This is a genomic window from Thioalkalivibrio sp. ALMg3 (assembly GCF_000381225.1).
GTDB classification, from domain to species: Bacteria; Pseudomonadota; Gammaproteobacteria; order Ectothiorhodospirales; family Ectothiorhodospiraceae; genus Thioalkalivibrio; species Thioalkalivibrio versutus.
The window spans coordinates 13,301-29,328 of sequence record NZ_KB906230.1; the positions used below are offsets into that span (position 1 = coordinate 13,301).

Annotated in this window: 18 protein-coding genes; 15 read left to right on the forward strand and 3 right to left on the reverse strand. The window is 66.8% G+C overall.

The genetic code is table 11. The annotated features are described in order from the left end of the window. The first annotated feature begins 5 nt into the window (after window positions 1–5). The 13 genes from F622_RS0111070 to F622_RS0111130 all read left to right on the forward strand — a co-directional run bounded on the left by F622_RS0111070 (window position 6) and on the right by F622_RS0111130 (window position 8,456). Entirely contained in the window at window positions 6–257 is a 252-nt protein-coding gene (locus tag F622_RS0111070; RefSeq protein ID WP_017940626.1) for a carboxysome peptide A, read from the forward strand. Window positions 258–261: 4 nt separating this feature from the next. Beyond that, the gene (locus tag F622_RS0111075; protein WP_019571977.1) at window positions 262–594 is read left to right on the forward strand and encodes a carboxysome peptide B; all 333 of its coding nucleotides are present in this window, start codon (window positions 262–264) and stop codon (window positions 592–594) included. 45 nt (window positions 595–639) lie between these two features. After that, window positions 640–939 carry a BMC domain-containing protein gene (locus F622_RS0111080; RefSeq protein ID WP_012982275.1) on the forward strand — a complete coding sequence of 100 codons (300 nt, stop codon included), beginning with the start codon at window positions 640–642 and terminating at the stop codon, window positions 937–939. Between the two features lie 31 nt (window positions 940–970). Continuing rightward, window positions 971–1,264: a BMC domain-containing protein gene (locus F622_RS0111085; RefSeq protein ID WP_012982276.1), complete on the forward strand. Its 294-nt coding sequence runs from the start codon at window positions 971–973 to the stop codon at window positions 1,262–1,264. Window positions 1,265–1,330: 66 nt separating this feature from the next. Next, window positions 1,331–1,645 carry a BMC domain-containing protein gene (locus F622_RS0111090; protein WP_026289304.1) on the forward strand — a complete coding sequence of 105 codons (315 nt, stop codon included), beginning with the start codon at window positions 1,331–1,333 and terminating at the stop codon, window positions 1,643–1,645. A 10-nt stretch (window positions 1,646–1,655) separates the two neighbouring features. Further along, window positions 1,656–2,078: a bacterioferritin gene (locus F622_RS0111095; protein WP_018168598.1), complete on the forward strand. Its 423-nt coding sequence runs from the start codon at window positions 1,656–1,658 to the stop codon at window positions 2,076–2,078. A gap of 35 nt (window positions 2,079–2,113) precedes the next feature. Next, window positions 2,114–2,395 carry a 4a-hydroxytetrahydrobiopterin dehydratase gene (locus F622_RS0111100; protein ID WP_018168599.1) on the forward strand — a complete coding sequence of 94 codons (282 nt, stop codon included), beginning with the start codon at window positions 2,114–2,116 and terminating at the stop codon, window positions 2,393–2,395. Window positions 2,396–2,454: 59 nt separating this feature from the next. Then, entirely contained in the window at window positions 2,455–3,090 is a 636-nt protein-coding gene (parA, locus tag F622_RS0111105) for a ParA family partition ATPase (protein ID WP_018168600.1), read from the forward strand. Beyond that, window positions 3,087–3,479 carry a hypothetical protein gene (locus F622_RS0111110; protein WP_018168601.1) on the forward strand — a complete coding sequence of 131 codons (393 nt, stop codon included), beginning with the start codon at window positions 3,087–3,089 and terminating at the stop codon, window positions 3,477–3,479. Before parA ends, F622_RS0111110 begins: the two co-directional genes overlap by 4 nt. 61 nt (window positions 3,480–3,540) lie before the next feature. After that, a complete protein-coding gene (locus tag F622_RS0111115) occupies window positions 3,541–4,344 on the forward strand; it encodes a CbbQ/NirQ/NorQ/GpvN family protein (RefSeq protein ID WP_018144344.1) in 804 nt (267 codons plus the stop codon). Window positions 4,345–4,362: 18 nt separating this feature from the next. Continuing rightward, entirely contained in the window at window positions 4,363–6,684 is a 2,322-nt protein-coding gene (locus F622_RS0111120; protein WP_018168602.1) for a nitric oxide reductase activation protein NorD, read from the forward strand. A gap of 74 nt (window positions 6,685–6,758) precedes the next feature. Next, a complete protein-coding gene (locus tag F622_RS0111125; RefSeq protein WP_018168603.1) occupies window positions 6,759–7,736 on the forward strand; it encodes a LysR family transcriptional regulator in 978 nt (325 codons plus the stop codon). 153 nt (window positions 7,737–7,889) lie between these two features. After that, a complete protein-coding gene (locus tag F622_RS0111130) occupies window positions 7,890–8,456 on the forward strand; it encodes an SgcJ/EcaC family oxidoreductase (protein ID WP_018168604.1) in 567 nt (188 codons plus the stop codon). Window positions 8,457–8,523: 67 nt separating this feature from the next. On the opposite strand, the gene F622_RS0111135 is transcribed toward F622_RS0111130, so the two are convergent. From F622_RS0111135 to treY, 3 genes are read right to left on the reverse strand one after another with little or no spacing between them, the layout of a single operon-like run. After that, window positions 8,524–10,347, reverse strand: a complete 1,824-nt coding sequence (locus tag F622_RS0111135) for a glycoside hydrolase family 15 protein (RefSeq protein ID WP_019571978.1) — start codon at window positions 10,345–10,347, stop codon at window positions 8,524–8,526. Between the two features lie 4 nt (window positions 10,348–10,351). After that, on the reverse strand, window positions 10,352–12,136 hold the full coding sequence (gene treZ / locus F622_RS0111140) for a malto-oligosyltrehalose trehalohydrolase (RefSeq protein ID WP_019571979.1): 1,785 nt from the start codon (window positions 12,134–12,136) through the stop codon (window positions 10,352–10,354). Further along, complete coding sequence (gene treY / locus F622_RS0111145; RefSeq protein ID WP_018168607.1) at window positions 12,133–14,856, reverse strand: malto-oligosyltrehalose synthase; 2,724 nt, start codon at window positions 14,854–14,856, stop codon at window positions 12,133–12,135. Before treY ends, treZ begins: the two co-directional genes overlap by 4 nt. A gap of 211 nt (window positions 14,857–15,067) precedes the next feature. Between treY and F622_RS0111150 the strand changes: the two genes are divergently transcribed. Further along, the gene (locus F622_RS0111150) at window positions 15,068–15,544 is read left to right on the forward strand and encodes a hypothetical protein (protein ID WP_018168608.1); all 477 of its coding nucleotides are present in this window, start codon (window positions 15,068–15,070) and stop codon (window positions 15,542–15,544) included. A 97-nt stretch (window positions 15,545–15,641) separates the two neighbouring features. Next, window positions 15,642–15,956 carry a hypothetical protein gene (locus tag F622_RS0111155; protein ID WP_018168609.1) on the forward strand — a complete coding sequence of 105 codons (315 nt, stop codon included), beginning with the start codon at window positions 15,642–15,644 and terminating at the stop codon, window positions 15,954–15,956. The last annotated feature ends 72 nt before the right edge of the window (window positions 15,957–16,028 follow it).

Sequence of the window (16,028 nt, forward strand, 5' to 3'; positions counted from 1 at the left end):
CGGGAATGAAGATCTGCAAGGTTGAGAAGACGCTGGTTTCGACCAACCGCATCCGCGATCTGGGGCACCGGCCGTTGCTGGTGGTTCAGGAAAAGGCGGGTGGGCCGCGCACCGTGGCGGTCGATGCGGTCGGGTGCGTGCCCGGGGACTGGGTCATCGTAGTGGGCAGCTCGGCGGCGCGCGAAGCGGCCGGTGACAAGTCCTACCCGAGTGACGCGACGATCGTCGGGATCATTGATTACTGGGAGGAGCAGTAGCTCCATGGAAATCATGCAGGTGCAGGATGAGCTGGTGGTGACCCGTCGCGTCGACGGGTTGAGCACTATTTCCCTGCGCGTGCTGGTCGACCAGAAGGGTGCGCTGAGTGTGGCCGTGGATCCGGTCGGGGCGCATCCGGGTAACTGGGTATTCACCATCAGCGGGTCGGCCGCGCGGCTCGCGTTGGACGACAAAACTATCCAGACCGATCTCACGATCGGCGGCATCATCGACCACTGGGACGATGGTGGTAAGAAGACGGAAGGGTCGAAGGACGTGGCAGGACAAGACCAGACCGATGCACAGCGCTCTGCTGGTTCCCGCAAGGCGGCGTGAGCGTCATTTTTGTTTTAAAAAACCGTAAATCCAGGAGAGAAGACAATGGCAACTGAACGTTTTGGTGTGGCGCTGGGCATGATCGAGACCCGTGGTCTGGTACCGGCGATTGAAGCGGCCGATGCAATGACCAAGGCCTCCGAAGTGCGTCTGATCGGTCGCCAGTTCGTCGGTGGCGGCTACGTGACCGTGCTGGTCCGTGGCGAAACCGGTGCCGTGAACGCCGCTGTGCGTGCCGGTGCGGATTCCTGCGAGCGTGTCGGTGACGGCCTCGTGGCCGCGCACATCATCGCCCGCGTGCATTCCGAAGTGGAAAGCATCCTGCCCGAGCAGGTTGAAAAGTAAATCATCAGTAACGCTTGATAGGAGTTGAGTAATGGCTAGCGAAAACTTTGGTGTGGCCCTCGGCATGATCGAGACCCGTGGTCTGGTGCCGGCGATCGAGGCCGCGGACGCAATGACCAAGGCCTCCGAGGTGCGTCTGATCGGGCGTCAGTTCGTGGGTGGTGGTTACGTGACCGTCCTGGTCCGTGGCGAAACCGGTGCCGTGAACGCCGCTGTGCGTGCCGGTGCGGATTCCTGCGAGCGTGTCGGTGACGGCCTGGTGGCTGCGCACATCATTGCTCGCGTCCATTCCGAGGTGGAAAACATCCTCCCGGAAAAGCCGTAACTCACGGCGGCCGAACCCCGTCGGGCCCGGATCGGGCCCGACGGCTTTTTCATGAAGAGGTAGATGATGGCTAACGAAATTTCTGGTGTGGCCCTTGGCATGATCGAGACCCGTGGTCTGGTCCCGGCGATCGAAGCCGCGGATGCGATGACCAAGGCCGCCGAAGTGCGCCTGATCGGTCGTGAATTTGTCGGTGGCGGTTACGTGACCGTCCTGGTCCGTGGTGAAACCGGTGCCGTGAACGCCGCTGTGCGTGCGGGCGCGGATTCTTGCGAGCGTGTGGGTGACGGCCTGGTGGCTGCGCACATCATTGCTCGCGTGCATTCGGAAGTGGAAGGGATCCTGCCGACGGCACCGACTGCCGGCGGTTCGGCCAGCTGAGGCGACATCCATGTCCGATCCACGGATCGTGGGGTACCTGAACCGGGCGGTGGCACACGAGCTGTCGGCGGTGCAGCAATACCTGGCCCAGGCGCGGTTGACCGCGATGTGGGGGATGACTGACGTAAGCGACTGCCTGCGTCGGGACGCCCAGGAAGAGCTGGATCATGCGGATCGCTTCATGACTCGCATGTTCCACTACGGGGTGGCGCCGAACGGTAGCCAGCTGGCGCCGGTGCGGCTTGGTCGCTCCATGGCCGAGCTTTTGGCGCACTCGCGCGAGCTGGAGATGGAGGCGATTCGTCTGTACGACGAAGCAGCCGTCTATTGCCGGCGCGTCGGTGCGGTGGATGATGCGGCGCTGTTCGAGAGCATCCTTGAGGATGAACTGGAACACGTGCGCGAGATCGATGCCCAAGGCAGCACCGCGTGACGAGCGCGGACGCGGCAACACAAGCGGAGTAGGCAATGGCGGATACCGATCTCGTGGTTCCGGCCGGGTGGGAACCCGGCAAGGGGACCTCGGCGTCCATGAGCAAACAGTTCACGTTCGACCGCTACGGCATCACGCGGAAGTTTCTAGACCACGTGGCCGAGCTGTCGGAGCAGGATGGTTATCATCCGAACATCAGCTTCGGCACGACCTACGTGAACATCACGATCGACGCCCGTGATGGCGAACAGCTTGGGGAAGGCGACAAGGCCTTTGCCCTTGAAGTCGACCGCCTGGCCGATGCCACCACCGGCTGAGCCGGGGGATTCTTGATGGGCCGGGTTGAGCCCGGTCCCCTTCCGCAGGAGGCTGTTGCGTGGGTTCGAGGGTAATCGCGGTAGTCAATCAGAAGGGCGGCACTGGCAAGACCACCCTGACCATGAACCTGGCCGCGGGGCTGGCCCGGCGGGGCCGCACGCTGGTGGTCGACGCTGACCCTCAGGGTTCGGCCGGTCAATGGGCCCGCATGGCCTCCGAGGATCGTCCGTTTGCGGCGTCGGTGTTTGCGGTTGCCGGGCCCCTCGACCGCGAGTTGAAGGCCCTGCGCAAGGACTACGACCACATCGTGGTGGATTGCCCGCCGACGCTCGAGGGCGGGGCCGTCACCGGTGCCCTGGCGGCCGCGGACGAGGTCCTGATCCCGGTGCTTCCGTCGCCGGTGGATCTGTGGGGTAGCGTCCGTATGGGGCGCGGGCTCGAAGAGGCCAAGCTCAGGAATCCCGCCCTGCGCCCCTACATCGTGATTAATCAGCTCGAAGTCCGCAGTGCGCTGTCGCGTGCGATGAAACACGCACTGATGGAGATCGACATCCCCGCCCTGGAGCAGTCGCTCCGCCGGCGGGCCATATATCGGCGTTCTGCGCTGGAAGGCTGTTCCGTCTTTGATCTGGGCAAGCCGGGCGAGGCGGCGGCGGCGGAGATCGAAGCCATCATCGAGGAGGTGTCGCAATGAGCAATCTGCAAGACAAGCTGGCAGCCGGCGTGCGCAGTGCGCGCGAGGACCAGGACAAGGACAAGAGCCCGGACAACACGGCCACGGCCGACGCGCCGGCCGCGGCACAGAAGGACACGAGCCAGGAGCCGGCGAGCAGCAGCCCGCGGGCTGCCGCGAGTACCAAGGCGGCCGCCACCAAGAAGGCGGCGACCACGACCCGCAAGGCTCCGGCCCGCAAGGCGGCCACGGCGCGCAAGAAGCCGGCAGCGACGAGGAAGACGGGGACGACCGCCCAGTCGACCCAGGCCAAGGCAACCCCGGGCCGGAAAAAGCCGGCTGCAAAGAAGGAGCCGAAGGCGAACAAGGGCGGCAACGCGTTGCATCCGGATCGGGTTTGGCCTGACTGACGCCGATGCGTGCCGGTGGCCGGGGCTTGCGCCCCGGCCTTTCTGATTGAGGAGTCGAAACATGCAGGACGAACTACGCGATCACCTGATCACCGAGGAGCCTTACTATCAGTCCACGGCGGATGAGGTGGAGCTGTACGAGGCTGCCTATTCGGTGCGCATGCCGATGATGCTCAAGGGCCCCACGGGTTGCGGCAAGACGCGCTTTGTCGAGCACATGGCCTGGAAGCTGCGCAAGCCGCTGATTACCGTCTCGTGTAATGAGGACATGACCGCCTCGGATCTGGTGGGGCGCTATCTGCTGGATGCCAACGGCACGCGCTGGCAGGACGGCCCGCTGACCCAGGCGGCACGCCACGGGGCGATCTGCTACCTCGACGAGATCGTCGAGGCGCGCCAGGATACGACCGTCGTGATCCACCCGCTGACCGACAATCGTCGCATGCTCCCGCTGGAGAAGAAGGGCGAGATGGTCGAGGCGCATCCGGATTTTCAGGTGGTGATCTCGTACAACCCGGGCTATCAGAGCCTGATGAAGGATCTGAAGGAGTCGACCAAGCAGCGCTTCGGCGCGCTGGACTTCAACTACCCGGATCACGCAACCGAAACGCGGATTGTGGTCCACGAAGGCGGGGTCAACGAGGACATGGCCAGCAAGCTGGTCAGCGTCGCGGAGCGCGCGCGCAATCTGAAGGGCCACGGGCTGGACGAGGGGATCTCGACCCGCATGCTGGTGTACGCCGCGTCGCTGATTGCGAAGGGAGTCGCGCCGCTGGCCGCCTGCCGCATGGCCCTGGTGCGTCCGATCACGGACGATCCGGACATGCGCGACGCCCTCGACTCCGCCGTCACGACGTTCTTCTAGGCGCGTGCGCCGGACACGATGAGCATCCATCTGGAGGAATACCAGGACCTCCTCGAGGACCTCGGGGGGCAGGCCGCCGAGGTACTCGAGGCCTCGTGGCAGGAAGCGACGCGGGCCTTCAGTACGGGTGGTCTGAAGCGCTACTACCTGGAAGGCGCACGCAGCCTGCACTCCCTGGGGCGAGGTTCGGAGATGGTCGTGGCCTTCGTCCAGGAGGCGCCGGATCTGGCGCAGGAGCTGGGCGAGGATGCGGTCGGAGAGCTGGTGAGCTCGGCGATCAAGATGTACTCCAAGACGAGTGGGGCGGTCATTACCCTGCTGATCTCCACCAGCCCGATTGCGGCGCGACGCCTGGGCGACCTGCGCCTGTTCGGGGGATATCTGCGCCTGGTCGACAACCTGCTGGGGCAGGCGCCACGCGGCGTTCGGCCGATGCTGGAACGCCTCGACGAGTTGCTTTCGCAACTGACGCTGGGCGGGTTGCGCCGTTGGGCGACCTGGGGCGCGCAGGCCCACCGTACCGACCTCGAGGAACAGATCGCTTATTTTGGTCTGGAATCGCCCGAGTCCCGTTCAGTATTCCAGAAGGAGCGACGCGGCACGCTGTTCGTGGATGTGCAGCGGCGCATCAACCTCTACCTGCGTTCGCTCTGGGCGCGCGATTTCTTCATGCGGCCGACGAGTGGCGACTTCGAGTCGCGCGAGGGCTACAAGCCCTATATCGAGGGCTTCACGATCTTCCTGCCGGATGCCTTCGACGACTGGGAAGGCCTGACCGGGCTCGATCTCTACCGTGCGGCGGCGGCCCATGCCGCGGCCCATGTGGTCTACACGCGGGAAATGCAGCCAGAGGAGGCGCCGCGCGGCGTGACCGGCGTGCTGACCGAGTTGTTCGAGGATGCCCGCGTGGAGGCCCTGGCAAGCCAGGGTTTCCCGGGTTTGCGCAACCTCTGGACACCCCTGCATACCGCGACCCCGGACGACGGTGAAGCGCCGCAGGCCCTGCTGGCCCGCACCGCACGGGCCCTGCTGGACCCGGACTACCGCGACGACCATCCGTTCGTGACCAGGGCCCGTGCGGCGCTGGCCGAACGGACGGAGGATCTCGAGGCCCCCGGCCTGGCGCGCGCCCTGGCCGAGGCCCTGGCGCCGGAATTTCCGGAACAGGGCTACATGAACCCGCGGCAGGTCGCGCCGGATGTGCTCTACCGTGACGACAATCGCTACATGTGGGCGTTCGGGCGCGAGGAAGACGACTTCGAGACGCTGATGGCCAGCGGTTCGAACCAGGAACGCGTCTACGTGACCCCCATGGAGATGATCAACACCCTCGATGTCCCTGGCGCTGGGGACGATGCCCAGATGATCATGGTGCTGGCGACCGAATGGTTCCGGGACGGCGAAGAGGAAAGCATCAACCAGCAGGAGGGCAAGGAGCCGATCTCGCTGCCCTACCACTACCACGAGTGGGACTACCAGATGCAGCTGGAACGGCCGCACTGGGTCACCCTGCTGGAGCGGCGTCCGCAGAAGGGCGACGTGGCCGAGATCGACGCGATTAACGAAAAGCACAAGCCGCTGATCTCGCGCCTGAAGTTCCTGATCGAGGCGATGCAACCGCAGGGCGTCCAGCGCCTGCGCAAGCAGGCCGAGGGCGACGAGCTGGACTTGAACGCGCTGGTCGATGCACAGATCGATCTGCGCATGCGGCGGCAGCCCGACGAGCGCATCTACGTGCGCAATATCCGCCAGGTTCGCGATCTGTCGGTGCTGGTGCTGCTGGATCTGTCCGAGTCCACCAACGAGATGGTCCAGGGTACGGACACCAGTGTGGTTCAGCTGGCGCGCGAGGCTACCGCTCTGCTGGGCGGGGCAATCTCCAAGATTGGCGATCCCTTCGCCATCCACGGCTTTGCCTCGGATGGTCGCCACGATGTCGAGTACTACCGCTTCAAGGACTTCGGCGCCCCCTACGACGATCACGCCCGGGCACGACTGGCCGGGATGAAGGGGCAGCTTTCCACTCGCATGGGCGCGGCCGTTCGGCATGCCGGGCATCTGCTGCAGCAACAGGGGACGCAGAAGAAGCTGTTGCTGATCGTGACCGACGGCGAGCCGGCGGATACCGATGTGCGCGACCCGCAGTACCTGCGTCAGGACGCGAAGCGTGCGGTGGAAGAAGTGGGCAAGAACGGCGTCTACAGCTTCTGTATCAGCCTGGACCCGAACGCCGACGAGTACGTCGAACGGATCTTCGGGGCACAGCACTTCATGGTGCTGGATCGTATCGAACGGCTCCCGGAAAAGCTGCCGATGCTGTACGCCGGTCTCACCCGGTAGGGGTCACGGGTACTAGCATGGCCAGGAAAGGGACCGGCACGACACCGCAGAAGGAGTCCGGCCTTCCGCAGGTGATGCTGAAATCCGAACTGCCGGCGCACCTGATCCGGCACGCCACCCTGCGCCAGCTGCAGGTGTTCGAAGCGATCGTGCGCCTGGGTAGCTTTACCCGCGCGGCGGAAGAGCTCTACCTGACCCAGCCCACCGTCTCCATCCAGATCAAGAAGCTCTCCGGCGCCCTCGGCCTGCCGCTGTTCGAGTACGTTGGGCGCAAGGCCTTCCCCACCGAGGTCGGGCTGTTGCTGTACGACACCTGCCGCGAGATGCTCGGCGCGCTGACCAACCTGGAGATGAAGCTCGCGGAGATGCACGGGCTCAAGCGGGGGCGGCTGCGCCTGGCGGTGATCACCACCGCGCAGTACTTCGCGCCGACGATCCTCGGGCAGTTCGCCAAGCGCTATCCGGACATTGAACTGTCGCTGGAGGTCAGCAACTTCGACCGTGTGCTGCAGCGCCTGGCCAACAACGATGACGATCTGTACATCATTGGACACGTGCCCGAACGGCTGACCGACATCGCGGTGTATCCGTTCGCGCCGAACCCGCTGGTGGTGATGGCCAGCCGCGATCACCCGCTGGTCGGACAGCGCAACATCCCGATCGAACGCCTGGAACAGGAGACGTTCCTGATGCGCGAGCCGGGCTCCGGGATCCGCGAGGCAACCCTCAAGCTGTTCCAGGAGCACGGGATCAGCCCGACGGTGCGCATGGAGCTCGGCTCCAACGAGGCGATCAAGCAGGCGGTGATCGGCGGCCTGGGGATTGCGGTGCTGTCGTTGCACACCCTCAGCGCGGAGGGGGCGGGCGGGCCGGTAGCACTGCTGGATGTGGAGCACTTCCCGATTCACCGCCAGTGGCACATCGTTCACCCCAGGCAGAAGGTCCTGTCGGTGGTCGCGCAGACCTTTCTCGACTTCGCGATCCAGGACGAGGCGCGCGTGCGCGGCCAGGTCGAGGATCTCCTTGCGGCCTTCAAGGCCCAGGCGAGCTGACCACAAGCGGTCATTGCAAGCGCAGCGGCCCGATCTGCCGGGGGGCGCTGGCAGCGGCGGCATTCGGGGCGGGTCCGGAATGACAGGCCCGGGAGCGTACCTTACAATTCACGGATTACCCGGCCGCTAACGGCCGAACTCGGAGATCAGTCAGTGACCACGAGCAGCCGACCGCGTATCAGCGGCACCCAGTTCATCAACGCCGACCAGGCGCCGCGCGCGCGCCTGAGCCTGAGCGCCTCGCACCGCGACCAGCACCATCCGGTGACCGGGACCGGCGGTGATCCCCGGTTCGGCGCGATCGATACCCCGGCCAACGAGAGCTGCGTGGTCTGTGCGCCGGCGACCCGCCGACTGGCCGAGGAACTGTTCGAGGGCTGGAACGCGGCCCTGCAGACGGGTGACGCGCGCAAGGTCGCCGAGCGCTATGCCGAGGACGCTGTTCTGCTCCCGACCGTCTCCAACGTCCCGCGCACCACGCACGCCGAGATCCAGGACTACTTCGAGCACTTCCTGGAGAAGAAGCCCTTTGGGACGATCAACACCCGCAACGTGAAGCTTGGCTGCAACAAGCTCACCGATGCCGGCACCTACACCTTTCGCGTGACGGATGGCGGTGAGACCAAGGAAGTCCCCGCGCGCTACACCTTCGTCTACGAGAATCGCGACGGGGGATGGAAGATCGTCCATCACCACTCCTCGATGATGCCGACCGCCTGAAGAGGGTGTCTCCCCAGTCCGGAGGCCTTTCGGGCCTCGGGCACCGCTTAACGTGAGTTGACTGTTCTCAACGCTCCCGGCTTCGCTCCAGCGCCCGCGCGAGCTTGATGCCGCTCGAAATCAGGCCGACGTGGCTGAACGCCTGCGGGAAGTTGCCGAGGAAAGCGCCGCTAGCGGGGTCGATCTGTTCCGGGAGCAGACCCAGCGCATTGGTGCGGTCGCACAGGGAGTCGTACAGCGCCTGGGCCTCCTCCAGTCGACCCTGCCCGACCAGATTGTCGACCAGCCAGAAGCTGCACAGCACAAACGCACCCTCGTGCCCGGGCAGTCCGTCCGGGGATTCCTCCGGCAGATAGCGGTAGAGCAGGCCGTTGCCGGCACCCAGGCGCCGGACGACGGCCTCGGTAGTGGCCACCATCTTCGGGTGATCCGCGGGGATGACGCCGCGTCCGGGTAGTGCCAGCAGACTCGCGTCGATGCCGCCGCCGCCCAGATGTTCGGTCAGGCTCTGGAGTTCGGGGTCCCAGGCCTGTTCCAGGATCGCCTCGTGGATCTGCCGCGCCTCGGAACGCCAGAGCGCACTGTCGCCTTGCACGCCGTTGCTCTCGGCCAGCGCGGCCCCGCGCTCCAGCGCGACCGCGCACAGGGCGGCGGAGTAGGTAAACGGTCGTCCGGCTGTGCGGACCTCCCAGATCCCGTGGTCGGGGTTTTTCCATTCGGTCTTGGCGGACTGGACCAGGCGCCGCAGGCGCTGCCACAGGTGATCGTCCAGCGTGCCGCCCCAGCGTACCCAGCGCCAGGCGCAATCGAGGATCTCCCCGAACACGTCATGCTGGCGCTGTTCGACCGCGCCGTTCCCCCAGCGCACGGGCCCCGAACCACGGTAGCCCTCCAGTTCGGGATCGCTGCGCTCCGGTTGCGGGAGGTGGCCGTCCACGTCGTACAGCACCCGGGGCCAGCCCGCGCGATCGACGGCGTCCAGGGCCCAGCCGATAAACCCGGCGGCCTCGTGGGTCATGCCGATATCGCTCATCGCATACACCGAGAACGCCGCATCGCGGATCCACGCGTAGCGGTAATCCCAGTTGCGCGGGCCGCCGATCGCCTCCGGCAGGGAGGATGTCGGTGCCGCGATCATGGCCCCGGTCGCGGTGTAGTCCATCTGCTTGAGGGTGACAGCCGAGCGGCGGACGAGGTCCTCGCGAGGCCCTTCATAGCTGAAGTGCGTCATCCAGCGTCGCCAGACCAGCAGGGTGGCCTCGAGCAGGTCCTGCGGAGTGCGGGGCTGGAACCGATGCGTATGCGGCCCCCACCCGAGGAGCACGTGATGCTGCTCCCCGGCCTCCAGTTCATGCAGGCTGTCCGCGTCCTCCAGCGGCAGGGACGAGCTCAGGGCCAGTTCCAGGTCGGGCTGGCGGTGCAACGCCAGGCCCAGCCCGGCCCCGTGCGGATACAAATCCGCCCCGCCCCGGGGAGTAACGCGGACCCGCAGGTGTACCCGGCCCTCCAGCACCTCAATCCGGCGAAGCAGCTCATTCCGTCCGGCGGGTGCGTCCTCCGAGAGGTCTGCCCCTGCGCGCAGGGGCAGACAGTCGGTCACCCGGACGCGCCCCTCTGGTCCGGTCATCTCGGTGATCAGGACGGCGGTATCCGGAATATAGCGCTGGTGCGAGGTGACCAGGGGTTCCGGGGCCACGGTGAAGGCGCCGCCGCGTTGATGATCCAGCAGCGCGCAGAACAAGGGTTCGGAGTCAAAGCGGGGGACGCACATCCAGGGGATGGTCCCGTCGCGACCGACCAGGGCGGCAGTCGTGCAGTTCCCGATCAGGCCGTGCTCCTCGATCGGCAGGTAGCCGTCAATGCGGTTTACGGGGCGGTCGGATACGGTCACTGGATCACTCCTTTGACATGGACGGTTGGCCGGGCAGGCAGGAGGGGGCAGGCGCGTCCAGGATCACGACGGACTCGCCGGGCAGCTCCAGGGCGTCCGGACCCACCACGATACCTGTATCGGACTGGAGCAGGAGGTGCCCGGCCGCGACGCCCGGGCACGCCAGCCGTTGCGGGGCAGGGTGCAGGTTGCACACCACCCGCAGTCCCGACCGGTGCACGATCAACCAGCGTGCCGCCTCGTCGAAATGCGCCTCGATCGCCTCCAGACGGTCGTCGCCGAACGCCGAGTGGGCATGCCTCAGGGCGATCAGGGCCCGGTACCACTGCAAGATGTCGGCATGCGGCTCGCGTTCGAGCTCGTCCCAGTCCAGGCGGGATTGTTCGAAGGTCTCGATGGATTGCGGGTCCGGGACGTTGCCGGGATCGGTGCCCCGGCGGAAGGCCGCGAACTCGCGCTGGCGGCCTTCGGTCACCGCGCGCCCCAGGTCGGCGTCCGTGTGATCGGTGAAATACAAAAACGGCGTCGCGGCCGCCCATTCCTCCCCCTGGAACAGCATGGGCACAAAGGGACTGGTCATCACCAGGGCCGCTCCAATCTTCAGTAGTCCCGGCGAGACGCCTTCACTGATTCGGTCCCCCAGGGCCCGATTGCCAACCTGGTCGTGGTTTTGCAGGCAGCCGATGAAACGCCGGCCGGGCAGGTCGGAGGCCGGTCGCCCGTGGGTACGCCGGCGATAGTGGGAGTAGCGCCCGTCATAGACGAGGCCTCGCGTCAGCGCCCGGGCGACATCCGCGAGGCGTCCGAAGTCCGCGTAGTACCCGTCGGATTCCCTGGTCAGCAGGGCATGCAGTGCGTGATGGAAGTCCTCGTTCCACTGCGCGTCCAGCCCGTAGCCGCCGGCCTCTACCGGCCGCGCCACGCGCGGGTCGTTACGGTCGTTCTCCGCGATCACCACCAGATGCCGCCCGAGCGCCCGCCCCAGGCGCTGCACCTCGGCGGCGAGTTGCTCCAGGAAATGGGTGGCCGAGGTATCGACAATCGCGTGTACCGCGTCGATGCGCAGGCCGTCGAGGTGGTAGTCGCGCAGCCACATCAGGGCGTTGGAGATGAAGAAGCGGCGCACGCTATCGCTGTCGGGGCCGTCGAGGTTCACGGCGTCGCCCCACGGGGTTTGGTAGTGGTCGGTGAAATAGGGGCCGAACTGCGCCAGGTAGTTGCCATCCGGTCCGAGGTGGTTGTAGACCACGTCCAGCAGCACCGCGATGCCGCGGCGGTGGCAGGCATCCACCAGCCGTTTCAGGCCATCGGGGCCCCCGTAGGCGTGGTGCGGTGCGTACAGGTCGACCCCGTCGTAGCCCCAGCCGCGCTCGCCGGGGAATGCCGCCACCGGCATCAGCTCCAGGTGGGTGATGCCGAGGTCGACCAGGTGATCGAGGCGGTCGATCACGCCGTCGAAGCTGCCTTCCGGGGTAAAAGTGCCGACGTGGATCTCCTGGATCACCGCCGCAGCCAGCGGCGGCGCCTGCCAGCCGGCGTCGTTCCAGACGAAGCGGGAATGCTCCAGCCAGCGCGACGGGCCGTGCACGCCCTGCGGCTGCCAGGCGGAGCGCGGGTCGGGGAACGGGCCGTTGCCGTCGACGCGGAAGGCATAGTCGCTGCCGTGCACCACCCGCGAGGTCTGCAGCGACCACCAGCCGTCCGCGCGGCGGTCCATTGGCATGCGGCTGCCACCGCACTCCAGTTCGACCTGATGCGCCTCGGGGGCCCACACGCTAACGGTGGTCATGACGTGGCCTCCTCGCGTTCGAGCAGGGCCACCGGAAACGCATCGAGGATCTCCGCGACCGGGTAGTCGCCGCCTTGCAACGCCGCGCCGGACAGGCGGTTGTGCCAGGTGCCGGGTGGAACCGCAAGCCGGGTGCCGCCCCAGTCGCCCGCCAGCCCGAGTGTCAGGCGCGGCACCAGCACCAGCGCCCCTTCGCCGCGCAGGTAGGCGACCGCGTGCCCGGCGCGTTCGCCGCTGGCGCGCAGCGGGGTACAGGCCGCATCCGGGCGGAACCACTCCGGGTGGCGGCGGCGCAGGGCCAGGGCCTGGTGCACCACCCACTGCTTGGGCAGGCCCTCGTCGCCGCGGGCGTTGATCTGTGCCGGCGAGAGGTGCGCGAGTTCCTCCAGCAGGCGGGTCCGCGTGTCGAAGTCCACCGGGCGGCGGTTGTCCGGGTCGACCAGGCTCAGGTCCCACAGCTCGCTGCCCTGGTAGATGTCCGGGATGCCCGGTGCGGTGAGCTTGATCAGGGTCTGCGCCAGGCTGTTGGTGCGGCCGGGGCCGACCAGCGGCTGCAGGAACGACTCCAGCGATTCGCGAAACCCCGGGTCGTCCAGGGTGCCGGCCACGAAATCGCGTAGGGCCTGCTCGTAGTCCTCCTGCGGATGGGTCCAGCTGGTGTGCTGCTTGGCCTCGCGTGAGGCCTTTTCCATGTAGGCCGTCATGCGCTCGGCGTCGATCGGCCAGGCACCGAGCAGCGTCTGGTAGTACAGGTACTCGGTGGCCGGGTCCGGCCACCCGCCACTGCGGTGGCAGGCGTTGTGACGCATCCAGCGACGCACGCTCCTGGCCCAGGCCTCCGGCATCTCGGAGAGCAGCAGCAGGCGGGCGCGTACGTCCTCGCTGCGCTTGGTGTCATGGGTTGAGGTGGCCAGCATCGCCTCGGGGTGCAGCGCCCGGGCCCGGGCGCTGGCCTCGTGGAACTCGTCCACCGACAACCCGAAGCTTCCCGGGTCGCCGCCGACCTCGTTGAGTGCCGTCAGGCGGTGGAAGCGGTACAGCGCGGTATCCTCCACGCCCTTGGCCATCGCCGGGCCTGTCAGCTGCTGGAAGCGCAGGGCGAGCTCGGTCTCGCGCTCGCCCGGGATGCTTAGCAGGAGCAGGTTGCGCAGGAACTGCAGCAGCTCGCTGTCCAGCTCCGGGCGGCGCTCGGCGGCCTGCTGGATCGCGGTCTCCACGCAGCCGACGTCGGCCGCCGTCACGCCGCCTTCGCGTGGGGTGACATAGGTGCGGTAGACCGGGAAGCAGGCCGCCGCCTCCAGCAGGGCGAGGTACAGCTCGTGACGGGTGTAGTCGCGGTGGCGGCGGTGGCGTTCGCAGATATCCACGAACAGCGAGCTCAGGCGATTGAGTTCGCTGCCGAGCAGGTCCTTGAGTATCTGTCGCTTGGATTCGTAGATCAGTCCCGGGTAGTCGGCCTCCTCGCCGGTGAGCTCCGCGAACAGCCGTGTCAGCGGGGTCTCGCCGGCCGGGTCCGCGAACAGCCCCTGCACGCGGTTGAGGAAGTCGTAGCCGGTGGTGCCGGCGATTGGCCAGTCGTCCGGCAGCTGCTCGCCGGGCTCGAGGATCTTCTCGGCGACGATCCAGGTGTCCGGACAGGCGCGGTGCAACTGGCTGAAGTACTGCCGGGGGTCGCGCAGTCCGTCCGGGTGGTCGACCCGCAGGCCGTGCACCGAGCCTTCCGCCACCCAGCGGACCGGCAACGCATGCACGGCCTGGAAGACCTCCTCCTTCTCCTGCCGCAGCCCGGCCAGGTCGTTGATGTCGAAGAACCGCCGGTAGCCAAGGTCGCGGCCGGCGGTGCGCCACCAGGCCAGCCGGTAGTTCTGCTTCTCGATCAGCGCATCCAGGGCATCGGGGTCGGCGTTGATCCGCTCGACCTCGGTCGCGATCGCCTCGGCGGCCGCCGGGTTCTGGCGGGTCGTGTCGTCCAGAAGCTGGCGGATCACGTCCTGGTCGCGGTGGCGCCGTTGCACCGAATGGTGTGCGATCAGATGCGGCTGTGGCAGGCGTGCACAGGATTCCGCGAGAAAGCCCAGCAGTTCGATACCCGTGGCGCGACAGGCGCGGGCGAGCAGCTCGTTGAGAGAGGAGGGGTCCAGCGGGAAGCGGTGCTCGTAATAGGCGAGGTCGAACAGCCCGGCGCCATATTGCAGGCGGATCTCGCCGGCCTCGAGGACACGGCCGTAATGATCGCCCAGCACCGGGAGCAGGACCTTGTTTGGCCAGCGCTCCTCCGAGGACTCCCAGTCGACGTCGAAGTACGTCGCAAACGGGCTGGACGGGCCGTTCTCCAGCACATCCCACCACCACGGGTTCTGGTCCCCGGCCACCGCCATGTGATTGGGCACGATGTCCAGTACCAGGCCCATCCCGGCCGCCGCCAGCGCCGCGCACAGGCGCTGGCGTGCTGGCTCGCCGCCAAGCTCTTCGTTGACGCGCGAGGGGTCGACCACGTCATAGCCGTGGGTGCTGCCGCGCACCGCCTGCAGGATCGGCGAAAGATAGACATGCGAAACCCCCAGCCGCGCGAGATAGGGAACAATCGCGGCAGCGTCGTCCAGCGTGAACCCCGGGTGCAGCTGCAGGCGACAAGTCGCGATTCGCTCGGGTTGGGCCTGTCGTCTCTCGCGGCCGTCCGCGGACCCCGCGCTTCCTGTACTGCTGATGGATCCCTGCATCGCCCTCCGTCCCGAAGGCAGGCCGGCCGGGCAATCCGGCCGCTAACCCGAATATGGACCACATCCCGAACGAAGGGAATCCGCATCGCCGGCCAACGACCAGAAACTGGGGCACGGCCGTCGGGATGGACCGCATGGCAGGAGGCAGGAGCTTCGCGGGGTGATGGGGTAAGCTTCCGGCATACCCCCACCCATGCGAAGGAGCTTCCGTATGCGTCGAGCGCTGGTCCTGCCCGCCTGTCTGGTCTCGTTGTTTTCCGTTGCGCTGGTTTCCGGGAATGCCCACGCGGCCGGGGCCGCGACACTGGTCCTGGAGGGCGATGAGTACGTGCTGGAGATGGAGGTCTGTGATTTCTCGGGTGAGTCGGATGACCGCTACCAGACGCTGGTGGCGCGCGCGGATACGGATCGCGGCCCGCTGCGGGTATTCGCCTCGCGCAATGCGGTTGCGGGGATGCTGACGCACTCGGTGTCGCTGCAGTTTGGGGACTTTCGTGCGGGTGGCGAGGTGCTGGAGGCCAATCGGACCCGCATGGGCCAGCAGTGGATTAGTGCCGCCGGAGGTGCTGCCGAGCCGCTGATCCAGATCGACGGCAGCGAACTGCAGGCCGACGGCCGATTCGCGGATATGGAGATGACGGGGGAGCCGGTGGACGGGCGCCTGACCGCGACCTGCGATCGCCGGTAGGCTTGGCGGGCCAAGCGCAGCCGTTGCATTATTTTCGGGTGGTTGGGCGCGCACCCGCCTGACCACCTGACGTATCGAGTTTCAGGAGGCGGCCGGAATGATCAAGGAGTCGGACTGGAAGCGGTTCAGCCGGTTGAAGGAAACCGCGCTGGATCGTTACTGCGAACGAGCCCTGGCCGATTGTCGGGCGACGATGGAACAGGACGACCGGTCGAATCACGAACGCTTTCTGGACCTGTACGAGCAAATGCGCGCAGCGGACAAGCGGCTTGCGTTCATCTTCGATGGCCACGCCCGCTCGAAGGCGCTGGACCAGTTCACGTGCATGCGGCGCGAGGGGCTGATCGAGGATGCGGAGCTGGCAGCGTTTACCGAAGAATTTGTCGAGAACACCCGGCCGCGGGGCGGGTAGTCTCTGGCTGGGTCGGGCGCCCAACGCGCAGGCGTATGCGCTGTATGCGAAGCGTCTCGGACCACCGGGCCG

Coding starts and splice junctions, on each gene's coding strand:
- F622_RS0111070 (WP_017940626.1), top strand. CDS start 6: ATGAAGATCTGCAAGGTTGAGAAGACGCTGGTTTCGACCAACCGCATC.
- F622_RS0111075 (WP_019571977.1), top strand. CDS start 262: ATGGAAATCATGCAGGTGCAGGATGAGCTGGTGGTGACCCGTCGCGTC.
- F622_RS0111080 (WP_012982275.1), top strand. CDS start 640: ATGGCAACTGAACGTTTTGGTGTGGCGCTGGGCATGATCGAGACCCGT.
- F622_RS0111085 (WP_012982276.1), top strand. CDS start 971: ATGGCTAGCGAAAACTTTGGTGTGGCCCTCGGCATGATCGAGACCCGT.
- F622_RS0111090 (WP_026289304.1), top strand. CDS start 1,331: ATGGCTAACGAAATTTCTGGTGTGGCCCTTGGCATGATCGAGACCCGT.
- F622_RS0111095 (WP_018168598.1), top strand. CDS start 1,656: ATGTCCGATCCACGGATCGTGGGGTACCTGAACCGGGCGGTGGCACAC.
- F622_RS0111100 (WP_018168599.1), top strand. CDS start 2,114: ATGGCGGATACCGATCTCGTGGTTCCGGCCGGGTGGGAACCCGGCAAG.
- F622_RS0111110 (WP_018168601.1), top strand. CDS start 3,087: ATGAGCAATCTGCAAGACAAGCTGGCAGCCGGCGTGCGCAGTGCGCGC.
- F622_RS0111115 (WP_018144344.1), top strand. CDS start 3,541: ATGCAGGACGAACTACGCGATCACCTGATCACCGAGGAGCCTTACTAT.
- F622_RS0111120 (WP_018168602.1), top strand. CDS start 4,363: ATGAGCATCCATCTGGAGGAATACCAGGACCTCCTCGAGGACCTCGGG.
- F622_RS0111125 (WP_018168603.1), top strand. CDS start 6,759: ATGCTGAAATCCGAACTGCCGGCGCACCTGATCCGGCACGCCACCCTG.
- treZ (WP_019571979.1), bottom strand. CDS start 12,136: ATGACCACCGTTAGCGTGTGGGCCCCCGAGGCGCATCAGGTCGAACTG.
- treY (WP_018168607.1), bottom strand. CDS start 14,856: ATGCAGGGATCCATCAGCAGTACAGGAAGCGCGGGGTCCGCGGACGGC.
- F622_RS0111150 (WP_018168608.1), top strand. CDS start 15,068: ATGCGTCGAGCGCTGGTCCTGCCCGCCTGTCTGGTCTCGTTGTTTTCC.
- F622_RS0111155 (WP_018168609.1), top strand. CDS start 15,642: ATGATCAAGGAGTCGGACTGGAAGCGGTTCAGCCGGTTGAAGGAAACC.